Annotated in this window: 16 protein-coding genes; 9 read left to right on the plus strand and 7 right to left on the minus strand. The window is 58.9% G+C overall.

Going from position 1 to position 16,582, the window contains the following annotated elements:
- Positions 1–80 precede the first annotated feature (80 nt).
- On the minus strand, positions 81–572 hold the full coding sequence (locus AC6I79_RS08575; RefSeq protein ID WP_021509952.1) for a hypothetical protein: 492 nt from the start codon (positions 570–572) through the stop codon (positions 81–83).
- 641 nt (positions 573–1,213) lie between these two features.
- On the opposite strand from AC6I79_RS08575, the gene flhB reads away from it, so the two are divergent.
- From flhB to flhE, 3 genes are read left to right on the plus strand one after another with little or no spacing between them, the layout of a single operon-like run.
- Positions 1,214–2,365, plus strand: coding sequence for a flagellar biosynthesis protein FlhB (flhB, locus tag AC6I79_RS08580; protein WP_021509953.1), 1,152 nt, complete (start codon positions 1,214–1,216; stop codon positions 2,363–2,365).
- Positions 2,358–4,445 (plus strand): flagellar biosynthesis protein FlhA, encoded by a 2,088-nt coding sequence (flhA, locus tag AC6I79_RS08585; protein WP_498027695.1) that lies wholly within the window; start codon positions 2,358–2,360, stop codon positions 4,443–4,445. The genes flhB and flhA overlap by 8 nt, the downstream gene beginning before the upstream one ends.
- Positions 4,445–4,852, plus strand: coding sequence for a flagellar protein FlhE (gene flhE / locus AC6I79_RS08590; protein ID WP_104188954.1), 408 nt, complete (start codon positions 4,445–4,447; stop codon positions 4,850–4,852). Before flhA ends, flhE begins: the two co-directional genes overlap by 1 nt.
- 43 nt (positions 4,853–4,895) lie before the next feature.
- Here flhE and argS read toward each other — a convergent pair whose 3' ends face one another.
- A complete protein-coding gene (argS, locus tag AC6I79_RS08595) occupies positions 4,896–6,626 on the minus strand; it encodes an arginine--tRNA ligase (protein WP_031280190.1) in 1,731 nt (576 codons plus the stop codon).
- A gap of 166 nt (positions 6,627–6,792) precedes the next feature.
- Positions 6,793–6,915, minus strand: coding sequence for a hypothetical protein (locus tag AC6I79_RS08600; protein ID WP_007889544.1), 123 nt, complete (start codon positions 6,913–6,915; stop codon positions 6,793–6,795).
- A 313-nt stretch (positions 6,916–7,228) separates the two neighbouring features.
- On the opposite strand from AC6I79_RS08600, the gene AC6I79_RS08605 reads away from it, so the two are divergent.
- Positions 7,229–7,789: a VOC family protein gene (locus AC6I79_RS08605; RefSeq protein WP_058774574.1), complete on the plus strand. Its 561-nt coding sequence runs from the start codon at positions 7,229–7,231 to the stop codon at positions 7,787–7,789.
- Here the strand turns inward: AC6I79_RS08605 and AC6I79_RS08610 are convergent.
- The gene (locus AC6I79_RS08610) at positions 7,786–8,925 is read right to left on the minus strand and encodes a MalY/PatB family protein (protein WP_125310396.1); all 1,140 of its coding nucleotides are present in this window, start codon (positions 8,923–8,925) and stop codon (positions 7,786–7,788) included. The two genes, AC6I79_RS08605 and AC6I79_RS08610, sit on opposite strands and share 4 nt — an antisense overlap.
- Before the next feature lie 85 nt (positions 8,926–9,010).
- On the opposite strand from AC6I79_RS08610, the gene cutC reads away from it, so the two are divergent.
- The 3 genes from cutC to AC6I79_RS08625 all read left to right on the plus strand — a co-directional run bounded on the left by cutC (position 9,011) and on the right by AC6I79_RS08625 (position 11,446).
- The gene (gene cutC, locus AC6I79_RS08615) at positions 9,011–9,763 is read left to right on the plus strand and encodes a copper homeostasis protein CutC (RefSeq protein ID WP_211726910.1); all 753 of its coding nucleotides are present in this window, start codon (positions 9,011–9,013) and stop codon (positions 9,761–9,763) included.
- Positions 9,764–9,931: 168 nt separating this feature from the next.
- A complete protein-coding gene (locus AC6I79_RS08620; RefSeq protein WP_021509960.1) occupies positions 9,932–10,780 on the plus strand; it encodes a hypothetical protein in 849 nt (282 codons plus the stop codon).
- A gap of 45 nt (positions 10,781–10,825) precedes the next feature.
- A complete protein-coding gene (locus tag AC6I79_RS08625; protein WP_058757506.1) occupies positions 10,826–11,446 on the plus strand; it encodes a LysE family translocator in 621 nt (206 codons plus the stop codon).
- A gap of 3 nt (positions 11,447–11,449) precedes the next feature.
- On the opposite strand, the gene cmoB is transcribed toward AC6I79_RS08625, so the two are convergent.
- From cmoB to AC6I79_RS08640, 3 genes are all read right to left on the minus strand, one after another.
- Positions 11,450–12,418, minus strand: coding sequence for a tRNA 5-methoxyuridine(34)/uridine 5-oxyacetic acid(34) synthase CmoB (cmoB, locus tag AC6I79_RS08630; RefSeq protein ID WP_021509962.1), 969 nt, complete (start codon positions 12,416–12,418; stop codon positions 11,450–11,452).
- Entirely contained in the window at positions 12,415–13,143 is a 729-nt protein-coding gene (gene cmoA / locus AC6I79_RS08635; protein ID WP_058757507.1) for a carboxy-S-adenosyl-L-methionine synthase CmoA, read from the minus strand. Before cmoA ends, cmoB begins: the two co-directional genes overlap by 4 nt.
- 78 nt (positions 13,144–13,221) lie before the next feature.
- The gene (locus AC6I79_RS08640) at positions 13,222–14,043 is read right to left on the minus strand and encodes a DUF72 domain-containing protein (RefSeq protein WP_058757508.1); all 822 of its coding nucleotides are present in this window, start codon (positions 14,041–14,043) and stop codon (positions 13,222–13,224) included.
- Between the two features lie 230 nt (positions 14,044–14,273).
- Between AC6I79_RS08640 and aspS the strand changes: the two genes are divergently transcribed.
- Both aspS and nudB read left to right on the plus strand, forming a co-directional pair.
- Positions 14,274–16,055 (plus strand): aspartate--tRNA ligase, encoded by a 1,782-nt coding sequence (gene aspS / locus AC6I79_RS08645; protein ID WP_159378097.1) that lies wholly within the window; start codon positions 14,274–14,276, stop codon positions 16,053–16,055.
- Complete coding sequence (nudB, locus tag AC6I79_RS08650; RefSeq protein ID WP_059009760.1) at positions 16,055–16,486, plus strand: dihydroneopterin triphosphate diphosphatase; 432 nt, start codon at positions 16,055–16,057, stop codon at positions 16,484–16,486. Before aspS ends, nudB begins: the two co-directional genes overlap by 1 nt.
- Positions 16,487–16,582 lie beyond the last annotated feature (96 nt).

Consider the following 16,582-nt stretch of genomic DNA (forward strand, 5'->3'; position numbering starts at 1 on the left):
CTCGATTATCCTGGCAATAACGGAACGGTTAGCCCGCAAAGCAGCGGTGTGCTGCGGGCAATATGCGCCGGATTGCATCATCAGTCTAAGATCCAGGTCGCGGTATCATTGGTGCGGCATGCTTTACTGGCGCCGCCCACGGCCACGCAGACCTGTTTAGTACGACGGGGACGCGGCCGGTCGCTGCGCAGCGTGGCGTCATAGCGGCTGCTCTCCACGCCAGCTTTGGGGGGCACATAGCCAATCAGCTGACCGCTGGGTTCTTCTGCAATCGCCAGCCAGTTGTGCTCGACGCGACCCAGCACCTCAAAGGTTTGGGCGTTATCCAGATAACGCACCACTTTGCCGCCGTAATCCGGCAGGGTCATCACAGAGGCGGCATATAGCGCGCGAAAGCTCTCATTCACCGGGGTGAATTCACCGGGTGCTGCCACTGCATGACGATGAACCAGTTTTACGCCGTTCACTTCGCTGGTGACCAGGGTGTCATCCGTCACGGGCGGTGGAGGCGCTTTACATCCCGCCAGCGTTAAAGCCGCCAGCAGCGTTAGCAAGAGACTCTTATTCACCATGATCCTCAAATTTTCATCAGTATCGCTGCAGAGTTGTATCCGGCACGCACTCAGCGGGCGGGCAGATTATGCAGTGAGAAGGCCACTAAAAAACAGTCAAATTACAGAAAGATAGTGCTGACTTAAGTCTACCTAAGACTTTTGAGAATTCAAACCATTGCACCGCGGCAAATCCCGTGCTACCGGGCGAAAAAACGCCTTAACGGCACGCCGCGATCGTTCTGGCTGGGACGATAGATAAGCTGCATTAATTTATTTGCGTAAGCAAGCGCGGCTGGCGTGCGGCGCGACATTTGCCCCCTGATGGTGCTTGGGGGAATTGGTAAATAAGATTTATCTATTTTTTCAGATAAAAAAAGATTGCGCGGCGAAACAATTTTATGATTTTCGGAATTTCCGGGCGCAGCCGCGTCATTAACCCAGCCAGTCCGGCACGGCTTTTGCTTGGCTGCGCCACTTAACCCGTATTGCGCAGCAAAGGTCGCGGAACCGTGCGCTGGTGATTGGCCCGCACCAGGTTAGCGCAGGGCCTGATTTCACTTATGGCTAAATAAACCCATCTTTTTCTCGCTTAATCCGCGCTTTAGACCCGAAGGGTTTTGGCATCCTAAGCTCAGAATTCCTGCCAGCTGAGGTATGTCGTGGCTGAAGAAAGCAACGAGGACAAAACAGAATCGCCCACCCCCCACCGACTTGAGAAAGCACGGCAGGAGGGGCAGATTCCGCGTTCGCGCGAGCTGACTTCGGTACTGATGCTGCTGGCCGGGCTGCTGATCATCTGGCTGGGCGGCCACAATATGGCGCAACGGCTGGCCAGCATGGTGGCCACCGGCTTCCGCTTTGACCACGGCATGGTCAACGACGATAAAATTATCGTCTCGCACATCGGCAACCTGGTGATGCAGGCGGTGATCGCGCTGCTGCCGCTGATGGCCGGGCTGGTGATCGTTGCCATCGCCGCGCCGATGATTCTGGGCGGAATCAACATCAGCGGAAAATCCATCAAATTCGATTTCAAAAAGCTCAACCCGTTACCGGGCATTGCGCGCATGTTCTCCGGTCAGACGTGGGCGGAACTGGTGAAGGCGATCCTCAAAGCGGTGCTGGTGGCGCTGGTGGCTGGCTGGTATCTGTGGAGTCACTGGCAGGAGATGCTGCGTCTGATGAGCGAATCGCCGGTGAATGCGCTGCAGCATGGCCTGTCGATGACCGCCATCAGCTGCGCGCTGGTGATGCTGGGTCTGATCCCGATGGTTGGCTTTGATGTGTTCTGGCAGCTCTACAGCTACTTCAAAAAGCTGCGCATGACGCGCCAGGAAATTCGCGATGAACACAAGCAGAACGAGGGCGATCCGCACGTTAAAGGGCGTATCCGCCAGGCGATGCGTGCCGCCGCCCGCCGCCGCATGATGGCCGACGTGCCGAAGGCGGACGTCATCGTGACTAACCCGACGCACTACTCGGTGGCGCTGCAGTATCAGGAAGGCAAGATGAGTGCGCCGAAAGTGATTGCCAAAGGCGCCGGTGACATTGCCCTGCGCATTCGTGAAATAGCAAAAGAGCACCGCGTACCGATTCTGGAAGCGCCGCCGCTGGCGCGTGCGCTCTATCGTCATACGGAAATTGGCCAGTTTATTCCCGGCGCGCTCTATGCCGCCGTGGCAGAAGTGCTGGCGTGGGTCTGGCAGCTGCGACGCTGGAAGCGCGAAGGCGGCCTGATTCCAAACAAACCAAAACATCTGCCGGTCCCGGCAGAGATGGACTTTGCAGGAGAGAACACCAACCATGGCTAATCTGGCCGAAAAGCTGCGTTTACCGGGCAATTTTAAAGACACGCAATGGCAGGTGCTGGCTGGTCCGGTGCTGATCATGCTGATCCTGTCGATGATGGTATTGCCGCTGCCGGCGTTCATCCTTGACCTGCTGTTTACCTTCAACATTGCGCTGTCCATCATGGTGCTGCTGGTGGCGATGTTCACCCAGCGCACGCTGGAATTCGCTGCCTTCCCGACCATTTTGCTGTTCTCAACGCTGCTGCGTCTGGCGCTGAACGTCGCCTCAACGCGTATCATCCTGCTGGAAGGGCATACGGGGGCTGATGCCGCCGGGCGCGTGGTTGAAGCCTTTGGTCACTTCCTCGTGGGCGGTAATTTCGCCATTGGTATCGTGGTGTTCATCATCCTCGTAATCATCAACTTCATGGTCATCACCAAAGGTGCCGGACGTATCGCCGAAGTGGGCGCGCGTTTCGTGCTGGATGGTATGCCCGGCAAGCAGATGGCGATCGATGCCGATTTGAACGCCGGCCTGATTGGTGAAGACGAAGCCAAACGCCGGCGCACCGAAGTGACCCAGGAAGCGGACTTCTACGGCTCTATGGACGGTGCCAGTAAGTTTGTGCGCGGCGACGCCATCGCCGGCATCCTGATCATGGTGATCAACGTGATCGGCGGCCTGCTGGTGGGCGTGGTGCAGCACGGTATGGATCTCGGCCACGCCGGGGAAACCTATACGCTGCTGACCATCGGTGACGGCCTGGTAGCGCAGATCCCGGCGCTGGTGATCTCTACCGCTGCCGGTGTCATCGTTACCCGCGTCAGCACCGATCAGGACGTCGGCGAACAGATGGTGGGCCAGCTGTTTAACAATCCGCGCGTGCTGATGCTGAGCGCCGGCGTGATTGGCCTGCTGGGCCTGGTGCCCGGCATGCCGAACTTTGTGTTCCTGCTGTTCACCGCGGCGCTGCTCGGCCTGGCCTGGTGGCTGCGCGGCCGCGAAATGCAGCCGAAGAAGAAAAGTGAAGCCTCCAGCGTGGTGAAAACGCAGGAGACGCCGGCCACGGTCGAAGCCTCGTGGACCGACGTCCAGCTGGAAGATTCGCTCGGCATGGAAGTGGGCTATCGTCTGATTCCGATGGTCGATCATCTGCAAAACGGCGAGCTGCTCGGGCGTATCCGCAGTATCCGTAAAAAGGTGGCGCAGGAGGTTGGCTTCCTGCCACCGGTGGTGCACATTCGTGACAACATGGAGCTGCCGCCGGCGCGCTATCGCATCCTGATGAAGGGCGTGGAGATTGGCAGCGGCGATGCTTATCCGGGACGCTGGATGGCGATCAATCCGGGCACGGCGGCGGGCACGCTGCCGGGTGAAGCGACGGTTGACCCGGCGTTTGGCCTCGCGGCCATCTGGATCGACAGCGCGCTGAAAGAGCAGGCACAGATTCAGGGCTACACCGTGGTGGAAGCCAGTACCGTGGTGGCGACCCACCTTAATCACCTGATCGGCCAGTACGCCAGCGAGCTGTTTGGACGTCAGGAAGCGCAGCAGCTGCTGGACCGCGTCACCCAGGAGATGCCAAAGCTGACGGAAGATCTGGTGCCGGGCGTGATTACCCTGACCACGCTGCACAAAGTGCTGCAAAATCTGCTGACCGAGCGCGTCTCGATCCGCGACATGCGCACCATTATCGAAACGCTGGCCGAACATGCGCCGGTGCAGAACGATCCGCAGGAACTGACCAGCGTGGTACGCGTCGCGCTGGGCCGCGCGATTACCCAGCAGTGGTTCCCGGGCAACGGCGAAGTGCAGGTGATTGGACTGGATGCCACACTGGAACGTCTTCTATTGCAGGCGCTGCAGGGTGGTGGCGGTCTGGAACCGGGTCTTGCCGATCGACTGCTGATGCAGGCGCAGGCCGCGCTGCAGCAGCAGGAGATGACCGGTGCGCCGCCGGTGCTGCTGGTTAACCATCCGCTGCGGGCGCTGCTGGCGCGCTTCCTGCGCCGCAACCTGCCGCAGCTGGTGGTGCTGTCCAATATGGAGCTGACCGATAACCGGCAGATCCGCATGACTGCTACCATAGGCGGCAAATAATGCGCGGCGTGACGCTCTCATGGCTGCTGGCAGCGCTGCTGGCGCTGCCGCTAACGGGCAAAGCCGCCAGCGGTGCGTGGCAGGCCAGCGCCAGCGGCCCGAGCCTTGGCGTGCGCGGCAACTGGCTGCTGTCGCCGGCGCTCAAAGCGCCCTCGGCGGCTCCAGGGACTATTTCGCTGGTGAACTGGCGCTACACGCTGAGCCGCCCGGCGCCATCTGGTCTGGTGGTGCGGCTGTGCGCCAGCCAGCGCTGCGTGGAGCTGGACGGCGCCAGCGGCAGCACACGCGGTCTCGCCAACGTGGCAGCCGATGAAACGCTGCATCTGGCTTTCGGCTTTCAGGGGCAGGGCGCGTTGCCGCCCGGCCTGCGGGTGGTGAGCAGTGAAGTGATGGTCAATTACCAATAGCAAATAGCCAATAAAAAACCCGCCGCAGCGGGTTTTTTTAAGCTTACATTCGCTCGACGGTTTTGATGCCCAGCGTATCCAGCCCCTGCTTCAGGGTTTTCGCCGTCAGCGCCGCCAGCTGCAGACGGCTATTGCGTACGTTTTCCTCTTCGGCGGAGAGAATCGGGCAGTGCTCATAGAAGCCCGAGAACAGACCGGCCAGATCGTACAGATAAGCACACATCACGTGCGGCGTGCCGTCGCGCGCGACCTGGGTGATGGTCTCTTCAAACTGCAGCAGACGGGTCGCCAGCAGCGCTTCGCGCTCGTCAGTCAGGATGATATCACCGTGCAAGCTGTCTGCCTCAATGCCCGCTTTACGGAACACCGAGAGCACACGCGTGTAGGCGTACTGCATGTACGGCGCGGTGTTGCCTTCAAACGCCAGCATGTTGTCCCAGTCGAAGATGTAATCGGTGGTGCGGCTTTTCGACAGGTCGGCATATTTCACCGCGCCGATGCCGACCACTTCCGCCAGTTCTTTCAGCTCTGCCGCGCTCATCTCCGGATTTTTCTCGCTGACCAGCGCATGGGCGCGCTCAACGGCTTCATCCAGCAGATCGGAGAGTTTAATGGTGCCACCGCTGCGCGTCTTAAACGGACGGCCATCTTTGCCCAGCATCATGCCGAACGCATGGTGCTCCAGTGGCACTGACTCCGGCACGTAGCCCGCTTTGCGCACGATGGTCCACGCCTGCTGCAGATGCTGATGCTGGCGGGAATCGATGTAGTACAGCACGCGATCGGCATGCAGCGTTTCGTAGCGATATTTGGCGCAGGCGATATCGGTGGTGGTGTAGAGATAGCCGCCATCCTTCTTCTGGATGATCACGCCCATCGGTTCACCTTCCTTGTTTTTGAACTCATCAAGGAAAACCACGGTGGCGCCTTCGCTGGTCACCGCCAGCCCTTTTTCGCGCAGATCGGCGACGATGCCCGGCAGCATGTCGTTATACAGGCTTTCACCCATCACATCCTTACGCGTCAGGGTGACGTTAAGGCGGTCATACACCTGCTGGTTCTGACTCATGGTGATATCCACCAGCTTCTTCCACATGGCGCGGCAATATTCGTCGCCACCCTGCAGTTTCACCACGTAACCGCGGGCACGCTCGGCGAAGGCTTCGTCTTCGTCATAGGTGCGTTTCGCTTCGCGGTAGAAGGCTTCAAGGTCGGCCAGCGCGATATCTTCATGGTGCTCGTTCTGCTGCTTCTCCAGATAGGCGATCAGCATGCCAAACTGTGTGCCCCAGTCACCGACGTGGTTAGCGCGGATGACGTGATGGCCGAGGAACTCCTGGGTGCGCACCGCGGCATCACCGATGATGGTGGATCGCACGTGACCGACATGCATCTCTTTCGCCACGTTGGGCGCCGAGTAGTCAATCACGATAGTCTGAGGTGTCACTTCGCTGACGCCCAGGCGTGGCAGCTGCAGCGCCTGCGCGGCCTGCTGTGCCAGCCACTGGCGGTCGAGGAAGATGTTGATAAAGCCGGGACCGGCGATGTCGACTTTGCTGGCGATGCCAGCCAGATCCAGATGCTGAACTACCTGCTCAGCCAGCTGGCGCGGCACCTGACCGAGCTTTTTCGCCACGGCCATGATACCGTTCGCCTGGTAATCGCCGAACTGCACTTTTGCAGACTGACGAACCTGCGGTTCGCAATCGGCCGGTGCGCCTGCCGCCACCATCGCCTGACTGACTTTATCGGAAAGAAGAGCCTGAATATTCACCGCGTTACCTTCATATGCTGAAAAGGCCCGCCAGCTGAGGGCGAGCCGATGTCGTCATCCCGCGTGCGTGTCGGGACGGAATAAATAAGAGGGGAAGTATACGTGAAATGTTGGGGTGCGTCAGCAATCGGTTATGGCTACCGGTGGACGCAGACCCGCGCGCCGGTTAACGGCGGCGCGGGTGGCGACGGGGATTTTTAACGCTTTTGTCTTCACGCACCTTCCAGTGGCGGGAAATTGCAAATCCCATCAAGGCTATCAGGACCGCGACAACAATGAGCATAGACATAGGGCCATTCCTTGTAGTTGTGAAACCCAAATTTATAAGAAAGGGTCAGCTACTGCAATTGATTGACGGGTAAATAAGAGTTATCTCATTGTATTAACTATTGTTAATAATAACAGTTGGTTAAGGCACTTTTATAAAGTAACGTGTGGACCTGATTACGCGATTAATCCGAAAGAGAGGGGCGATTTATGCGGTTTTTGAAGGTTTTTGGCGTGAAATCGGATGAATCCGAGCATTTTGTCAAGCGAAAGCTGCGGCAGCCCTGTTTTTTTATTGATTAAAAGATCTGAACTGAGTTTGAGGTATTTAACGTATGAATCTGGATTTTCCTTCAGAACTGAGTGACTTAAAACAAGACCTGTCCCGATTTGAACAGGCTTTGCAACATTTTGCGGCACGCCTCGGCCTTGACCTCACGCAGCATGAGGCGGACCACGTGGCGGTGCGCTGTCACCAGTTCGCCACGGCAGAACGCTGGAAAGCCGGGTTACTGCAAATCGGCGATCAGTTTTCCGAAGCGATGATCAACGGACGGCCGATCTGCCTGTTTAAGCTGCATCAGCCGCTGCGGATCGCGGGCTGGCAGGTGGATGTGATCGAGCTGCCGTGGCCTGGTGAGAAGCTGTATCGCCATGAAGGCTGGGAGCATGTGGAAATTGTGTTGCGCGGCGAGCCGGAAACTCTGGGCATGCGTGCGATGGCGTTGCTGGCAGACGAGGCGCTGACGCAGCCGGGCATTGCGTTTAAAACCAGCACGCCGCAGGGCGAAAATGAACGTCTGCCCAATCCGACCTTAGCGGTGACGGACGGGCAAACTACCATCAAGTTTCACCCGTGGCGGCTGGAGGAGATCGTTGCCAGCGAACAGGCTTAGCGCCGCGCTGCCACTGCCTGCTGCAGGCGCGATACCGCCTGCTGCAGGGTGGCGTGCGTGCAGCCAAAGTTGAAGCGCACGAAGCGATCGTCGCCGAAATCACGGCCCGGCGAGAAACCGAGGCCGTGTTTTTCGAAATACAGCGCCGGGCTGGCGACATCCAGCTGGCTGGCGTCAATCCAGCCGAGGTAGCTGGCCTCAGGCGCGACCATGCTGAGTTCCGGCAGCGCATTCACCTGCTGCACCAGCCAGTCGCGATTGGCGCGCAGGTAAGCCAGCTGGTCCGCCAGCCATGCATCACCGCCGCGCCATGCGGCTTCCGCCGCCACCAGCGCCAGAATATCCACGCCAGGTACGATGCCTTCACGCACCTGCTTAAAGCGTTTCCGCAGTTCGGGATGAGGGATAATGGCCATGGACGCACCCAGCCCGGCGATGTTGAAGGTTTTAGACGGCGAAATCAGGGTAATGCTGCGCTGGGCGGCGTCTTCGCTCAGCGAGGCAAACGGAATGTGCTGTACGCCGGGCGTTAACAGCAGGTCACAATGGATTTCATCGGAGCACACCAGCAAATCGTGGCGTTGGGCAAAGGCCAGCTGCGCCTCCAGCTCATCACGGCGGTAAACGGTGCCGCCTGGATTCTGCGGATTGCACAGCATGAGCAGGCGCTCGTTACCCTGCATCTGGCTGTCATCCAGCTGCATCACCCAGCGATCCTGCTGTAATTGCAATGGCAGATTGACCTGAGCGCGCTGCGCCAGCCGCGCCGCCGCGCGAAACGGCGGATAAATTGGCGTCGGTGCCACGGTGCTCTGCGACGACTCGGTAAATGCCCGGACCGATAAATTCAGTCCGCTCACCACGCCCGGCAGCAACACAATCCATTCCGGCTCAATCTGCCAGCCATAGCGCTGGGCTAAGCGGGAAATAGTGATATCAATCAAACCGTGCGGCGTCGCGCCATAGCCGAAAACACCGTGGTCGGCACGCTGTTTAATGGCCTCAATGATGCACGGCGGCGAGCGAAAATCGGTGTCGGCAACCCACAAAGGCAGCACATCGCGATCACCATATTTGTGCCATTTCAAACTATCGCTGTGACGACGGTCTATCCCTTGATCAAAATCGAATGCCATAGTGCGCTTTCCACGTAAACTGTCTGAATGAGCAGACTAACTGATGCACTCCTCCCGAGCCAGCAGTCATGAAAAGGAGCAAGGTATGACGAAACTGGAAATTTGTTGCTATGGCATCGACTGCGCAATGACTGCGCAGGCGTCCGGTGCCGATCGCGTGGAGCTGTGCAGTGCTCCGCGTGAAGGCGGACTGACACCTTCGGCGGGTATGCTGGAAGCCGCACAACGTGAACTGACCATTCCGGTCCACCCGATCGTGCGGCCGCGCGGCGGCGATTTTTGTTACACCGCACGCGAATTTGAGGTGATGAAATCGGACGTGGCGCGCATTCGCGAGCTGGGTTTTCCTGGCCTGGTGATTGGCATGCTGGACGAAGATGCGCACGTCGACACGGTACGCATGCAGCAGATTATGGCGCTGTGCGACGGCATGGCGGTGACCTTCCATCGCGCCTTTGATTTGTGTCACAGCCCGAAGCGTTCGCTGGAGGTGCTGACTGATTTAGGGATCGCCCGCATTCTGACTTCCGGTCAGCAGCAGAGCGCTGAAACCGGAATTGCATTATTACGGGAACTAAATGAACACAGCACCGGTCCAATCATTATGGCAGGGGCAGGCGTGCGCCTCAGCAATCTGCAAAAGTTCCTCGACAGCGGATTGCAGGAAGTTCACAGCTCCGCCAGCCGTGCCGTCGCGTCACCGATGCGCTACCGTAAAGCCGGTGTCTCGATGTGTTCTGAAGCGGAAACCGATGAATTCAGCCGCTCCTGTGTCGATGGCGATGTCGTCGAAGCCATGAAGAGCATGATGCAGATGAGTGTTGACCGGGTCGCCTGACCCGTACCAATTTTGCCGCGCAGCACGCCGAAAACCTGACGTGATGTTTGCAAGTACCAAACCCCAGTTCCTTGCTGGGGTTCTTTTTGTCTGCCGCTTCGCCATGAATAGCGCATTGGTGAAAAAGATGCTTTGATTACTCTATGGCTTAACGCGCGGATAACGCTGATGAAATCCCTCCCTTATGCTGTTGTGATTCTGCTGTTCCCCGTTGCCGGCGCGGCGCTGGCCGCCAGCAGCACCTGCCCGCCGCTGAGCAAAAACATCACCAGCAGCAACAACTGGATTATGCTGGGCGGCGACGCCAAAGGCGCGGTGCGCCAGGTGGTGGCCGGGGAGTTTGGTAAAGACGTCAACTCGCAGAAGCGCGTGCTCGGGCAGTTTGACCAGTGCGGCGATCTGATGGTGGCTGACATCACCTATGACAAAAGCGAAGGCAACGTGGTGCTGAGCATGGAGCAGCATATCGCGCGCGTGCAGCGCGGCTGGGTGGCTGACTATGCTTATCTGGTTAAAGTGACCCGCGCGGGCAAAGAGGAGGTGGTGGATAACCGGCAGGGCACCATTAGCTGGCAGATGGGGCAACACGGCAACATCATCAGCGCCTCGGACAAATTTACCAGCATGGGGAAAGAGGGCTTTACCGATACCACTTACCGCTACGATAAACACTTCCGGCTGGAAAAAAGTATTGCGCGCGGCAGCGATGAATTGACTAACGGCGAGAATACCTGGCGCTGGAATCCGCAGGGGCTGGTGGTGGCATCCACCAGCGCGCGCAGTAAAGATACCTACAGCTACGATAATCAGTGGCGCGAACTGCGGCTGCACGGCACCTCGACCACGCCGGTGAGCACTTTGCGCTCGGTGGATGAGTGCCAGCTGTGGGACGAGGTGGGCAATTGCACGCTGAGCTATTTGCATGAGACCGAAGTGTTTGCCAAAGGCACCATTGAGCGGCATCTGAGTTCGGCCTACAAATATCAGTACTGGGATCGTCCGGCGACGGACAATTGATGCGCCGTCGCGTATGCTGTTCTGTGCACAACCCGGGAGCCCATCATGACACTGATTATTTCATTCCTTTTCGCCATTACCCTGCTTACGCTGACGCCCGGCTTCGATACCGCGCTGGTGCTGCGTTCAGCGGCTGCGCAGGGCTGGCAGCGTGCCTCGGCGACGGCATTGGGCGTTACGCTCGGCTGTCTGGTGTGGGGCGTGGCGGTCGGGCTGGGCTTAGGCGCGCTGCTGCTGGCTTCGGAAATGGCTTATAACCTGCTGAAAGGCATCGGTGCCGTGTACCTGCTGTATCTCGGCGTCAGACTGCTGCTTAACCCGCGCAGCACGGTGGCCAGCGGGCAGGAGGGGCAAAAGCGGGAAGAGCGCTATCTGACCTGCTTTGCGCGTGGCCTGACCGGTAACCTGCTCAATCCCAAAGTCGGGGTCTTTTACGTCACTTTCCTGCCGCAGTTTATCCCGGCCGGCGGATCGGTGGCGCTGTGGTGCACGCTGATGGCGCTCACCCACATGGTGATTGGCTTAGTGTGGAACGCGGTATTGATTAGCGGCAGCCAGTACTTTGCCGGTCATCTGCGCCGTCCGGCAGTGTTAAAAGTGATGGATCGCCTGACCGGCTGCGTGTTTATTGGTTTCGCCGCGAAGCTGGCGCTGTCGCGGCGTTAAGCGTTACGGTTTGCGCGCCACCAGCACGGCACGCAGCGGGGCGGGATAGCCTTCAATCGTTTTGCTGCTGTCGTGCGGATCGAGGAACTCCGCCAGCGATTCGCTGGTCATCCAGTCGGTGCGACGCTGCTCTTCCACCGAGGTGATGGCGTAATCGGCGATGCGCACATCGACAAAACCGCACTTCTCCAGCCAGTTTTTCAGCGCCGCCGCAGACGGAATGAAGTAAACGTTGCGCATCTGCGCGTAGCGTTCACCCGGCACCAGCACCGCGTTTTCATCGCCTTCAATCACCAGTGTTTCCAGTACCAGTTCGCCGTCGCTGACCAGCTGATTTTTCAGCTGCAGCAGATGGTCGAGCGGCGAACGTCGGTGATAGAGCACGCCCATGGAGAACACGGTATCGAACGCCTGCAGCGCCGGTAGCTGTTCAATGCCCAGCGGCAGCAGATGCGCACGGCGATCATCACCCAGCAGCTTACGCACCGCTTCGAACTGGCACAGGAATAGCTGCATCGGATCGATACCGACCACCAGCTGCGCGCCGGCACCAATCATGCGCCACATGTGATAACCGCTGCCGCAGCCTACATCCAGCACGGTTCGACCGGCCAGCGAAGAGATATGCGGCAGCACGCGGTCCCACTTCCAGTCGGAGCGCCATTCTGTGTCGATGTCGCAGCCGTAGAGCGAAAACGGCCCTTTGCGCCACGGCATCAGGTTACGCAGCAGCTTTTCGATGCCGGCGCGCTGGCGATCGGTTAACGCGTCATGCTGCGCGCTGACGCTGTGCAGCAGATCGAGCTGCTGCGGCACCAGCAGCGGCAGATTGTCGACCGACTTCTCCCAGTTGCGAAAATGTCCGTGCAGGTTTTCACGCTGCCAGGCGGCGACCTGCGCCGGCAACACTTCCAGCCAGCTGGCGAGCGGGCCGGTGGCGATTTGCTGATAAAAACGGCCAAAATCAATCATTTCAACGCCACCAGTGAGCCAAAGTTAAAGCACTGGAACCACAATTCGGCATGGGCAAAGCCGGCGCTTTTCAGGCGGGCCTTATGCGTTTCCACGCTGTCCGTCAGCATCACGTTCTCCAGCATGCTGCGCTTCTGGCTGATCTCCAGCTCGCTGTAGCCGTTGGCGCGCTTAAAGTCGTGGTGCATGTTGAACAGCAGTTCGCCGACGTCGGCATCCTCAAAGCTGAACTTTTCCGACAGCACCAGCGCACCGCCCGGATTGAGGCCGGCGGCGATTTTCTGCAGTAGCGTCAGGCGCGCGTCCGGCTCAAGGAACTGCAGGGTAAAGTTGAGCACTACCAGTGAGGCGTTTTCGATGTGGATATCGCGGATATCCGCTTCCAGCACCTGCACCGGCGTAGCGGCGCGGAAGGCGTCGATGTGACGGCGGCAGCGTTCCACCATCGCCGGCGAATTATCGACGGCAATAATCTGGCAACCCGGTGCCTGAATATTGCGGCGCACCGCCAGCGTGGCCGCGCCCAGCGAGCAGCCGAGATCGTAAACCTGGCTGTTGGGCTGCACAAAGCGTTCTGCCAGCATGCCAATCATCGAAATGATGTTGGAGTAACCCGGCACCGAGCGCTGAATCATATCGGGAAAGACTTCAGCCACGCGCTCGTCAAAGGTCCAGTCGCCCAGTTTATCGATGGGCGCGGAGAATAGCGTATCGCGGTCAGACATAATGAATTATCCGGAGAGAAAACGGAAAGGGCGCTATTCTGGCAGAAACTGCCGCAGGCTGCACCCGTTTCCCTGCGTTTAGAACAGGCTGGATTGCTGTGGCCAGGCGGGCAGCGGGCGCAGCGTCGGCTCCAGCTGTTGCAGCTGCGGCCACAGCGCCTGCAGCAGCGGAAACACTGCGCCCATATCCGGCGTGTGGATGAACAGCAGCGGGTCGCTGTCGTGCTGCCAGTCCGCCAGTTTTTGCTGCCAGACATCAAACAGTGGCAGGCTCTCCTCCACGCTGTCGCTGCCGATAAAGCGCACCATCGGCTGTCCGGCAGTGCGCACCGCGTGCGTCGGCACGCGCGGCTTTTGCGCGCGCGCATGCACGGCGGCCGGGCTGAGCGAGGCAGAGGCGTGCACCGGACGGCTGTCGAGAATCACCCGATTAACCCCGCGCTGATGCAGGCCGCGATTCAGCGCGCGCTCGGCCTCGCCTTTGGCAAAAAAGGCCGCATGGCGCACTTCCACGCCATAGTGAAAGCTGCGCGGCAGGCGATCGAGAAACGCCCATAAATCTGTCAGCTGCGCCGGTGAAAAGGCGGCGGGCAGCTGCAGCCAGTACTGGCCGATGCGCTGGCTGAGCGGATCCAGCAGGCGCAGAAATTCATTCACCAGCTCATCGCAGTTCTTCAGCGCCGCTTTGTGGCTGATGGTGTCAGGAAATTTAAAGCAGAAGCGAAAGGCGTCGTCAGTCATGTCATACCAGCGCTGCACCACTTCCGGTTTGGGCAGCGCGTAAAGCGTGGTGTTGCCTTCGACGCAGCCGAACAGCCGGGCGTAATCCGCCAGGGTTTCGATACCCAATACTTTCCAGTTGGCGTGCTGCCATTGTGGTAATCCAATACGAAGTGTCAAAACTGCTCCTGCCTGCTGTGGCGCGGAAAATGCGCCGTACGTTACCTGGTTTTGCCACGGGCAGGAACCGATCGCGCGGCAAACGCTGACGATTTGTCCGCTTTGCGCGGGATCTGCTTATCCTGCCTGCCATTTTCCATTATAATAGCCGCCTTTTTTGCGGCAGCATCTCAGAAGGTTACGCGGCCTGATGCTGTCTGGCAGCAGCGGCGAAGTTAAAAGGATACGTTATGCGTACAGAATATTGCGGACAGCTCAATCTGTCTCATGTGGGTCAGCAAGTTACTCTCTGCGGCTGGGTCAATCGCCGTCGCGATCTCGGCAGCCTGATTTTTATCGATATGCGTGACCGCGAAGGCATCGCGCAGGTGTTTTTCGATGCCGATCATCAGCAGGCTTTCCAGCTGGCGTCTGAACTGCGTAATGAATTCTGTATCCAGATCACCGGTACTGTGCGTGCGCGTGAAGAGAAAAACCGCAACAGCGACATGGCCACCGGTGACATCGAAGTGTTCGCCCATGAGCTGAACATCATCAACCGCGCAGAACCGCTGCCGCTGGACTCTAACCAGACCAACAGCGAAGAAGCGCGTCTGACCTATCGCTACCTCGACCTGCGTCGTCCGGAAATGGCGCAGCGTCTGAAAACCCGTGCCAGAATTACCAGCTTCGTGCGCCGCTTTATGGACGGTGAAGGCTTCCTCGACATCGAAACCCCGATGCTGACCAAAGCGACGCCGGAAGGCGCGCGTGACTACCTGGTGCCAAGCCGGGTGCACAAAGGTAAATTCTACGCGCTGCCGCAGTCACCGCAGCTGTTCAAACAGCTGCTGATGATGTCTGGTTTTGACCGCTACTATCAGATCGTCAAATGCTTCCGTGATGAAGACCTGCGCGCAGACCGTCAGCCGGAGTTCACCCAGATCGACGTGGAAACCTCGTTCATGAGCGCTGAGCAGGTGCGCAGCGTGATGGAGCAGATGATCCGTGAACTGTGGCTGGACATCAAAGGCGTCGACCTCGGTGACTTCCCGCAGATGACCTTCGCCGAAGCGATGAATCGTTACGGCTCCGATAAGCCAGACCTGCGTAACCCGATGGAGCTGGTAGACGTTGCTGACCTGCTGGAAAGCGTTGAATTCCAGGTGTTCGCCGGTCCGGCAAACGACCCGAAAGGTCGCGTCGCGGCGCTGCGCGTGCCGGGCGGTGCCGCCCTGACGCGTAAGCAAATCGACGAATACGGCAGCTTTGTCGGCATTTACGGTGCCAAAGGTCTGGCGTGGATGAAGATCAATGCGCGCGCCAGCGGTTTCGATGGCGTACAAAGCCCGGTGGCCAAATTCCTGACGCCGGAGATCGTTGAAGCTATTCTGCAGCGTACCGACGCGCAGGACGGCGACCTGATCTTCTTCGGCGCCGACCGTGCCAAAGTGGTGGCGGATGCACTGGGTGCACTGCGCCTGAAAGTGGGCCGTGACCTGCAAATCACCAATGATAAAGCCTGGGCCCCGCTGTGGGTGGTTGACTTCCCGATGTTCGAAGAGGACGACGAGGGCGGCCTGGCGGCGATGCACCATCCGTTTACCTCGCCAAAAGCGCTGACGGCGGAACAGCTGGCGGCCGATCCGACGCAGGCGGTGGCGAACGCCTACGATATGGTGATCAACGGTTATGAAGTTGGCGGCGGTTCAGTGCGTATCCACAGCGGCAATATGCAGCAGACGGTGTTTAGCATTCTGGGCATCAGCGAAGAAGAGCAGCGTGAGAAGTTTGGCTTCCTGCTGGATGCGCTGAAGTTCGGTACCCCGCCGCACGCAGGTCTGGCATTCGGTCTTGACCGTCTGACCATGCTGCTGACCGGCACCGACAATATCCGCGATGTGATTGCGTTCCCGAAAACCACCGCGGCGGCCTGTCTGATGACCGAAGCACCAAGCGAAGCCAACCCGGCGGCGCTGGCTGACCTCGGTATCCAGATCGCGCCGAAGAAAGTCACTCCAGAGACGAAATAATGGGCTATAAACACCCGGTATCGGTGCTGGTGGTGATTTTTGCGCAAGATACCGGCCGGGTGTTAATGCTGCAGCGGCGCGATGACCCCAGCTTCTGGCAGTCGGTTACCGGCAGCCTGGAGCCGGGCGAAACGCCGGCGCAAACGGCGCAGCGCGAAGTGGCTGAAGAGCTGGCGATTGATATCGCCGCAGAGGGGCTGGTGCTGGAAGATTGCCACAAACAGATTGAGTTTGAGATCTTTCCGCACTATCGCCATCGTTATGCGCCGGGCATCACGCATAACCGGGAACACTGGTTCCGGCTGGCGCTGCCCGCCGAACGCCAGCCAGTGCTGAGCGAGCACCTCGCCGCACAGTGGCTGACACCGGCCGCCGCCGCCGCACTAACCCGCTCGTGGAGTAATCGTCAGGCAATCGACGAATTTATCTGAATGCCCGCCACCGCGCGTTTTTCCGGTGGTTTTATCGTTAAATTACAGACATACGGTGTAAGTCGAAAGATTTGCACCGCTAAAATAGAACAGTCA

Source organism: gamma proteobacterium symbiont of Scutellera amethystina (assembly GCF_059730845.1).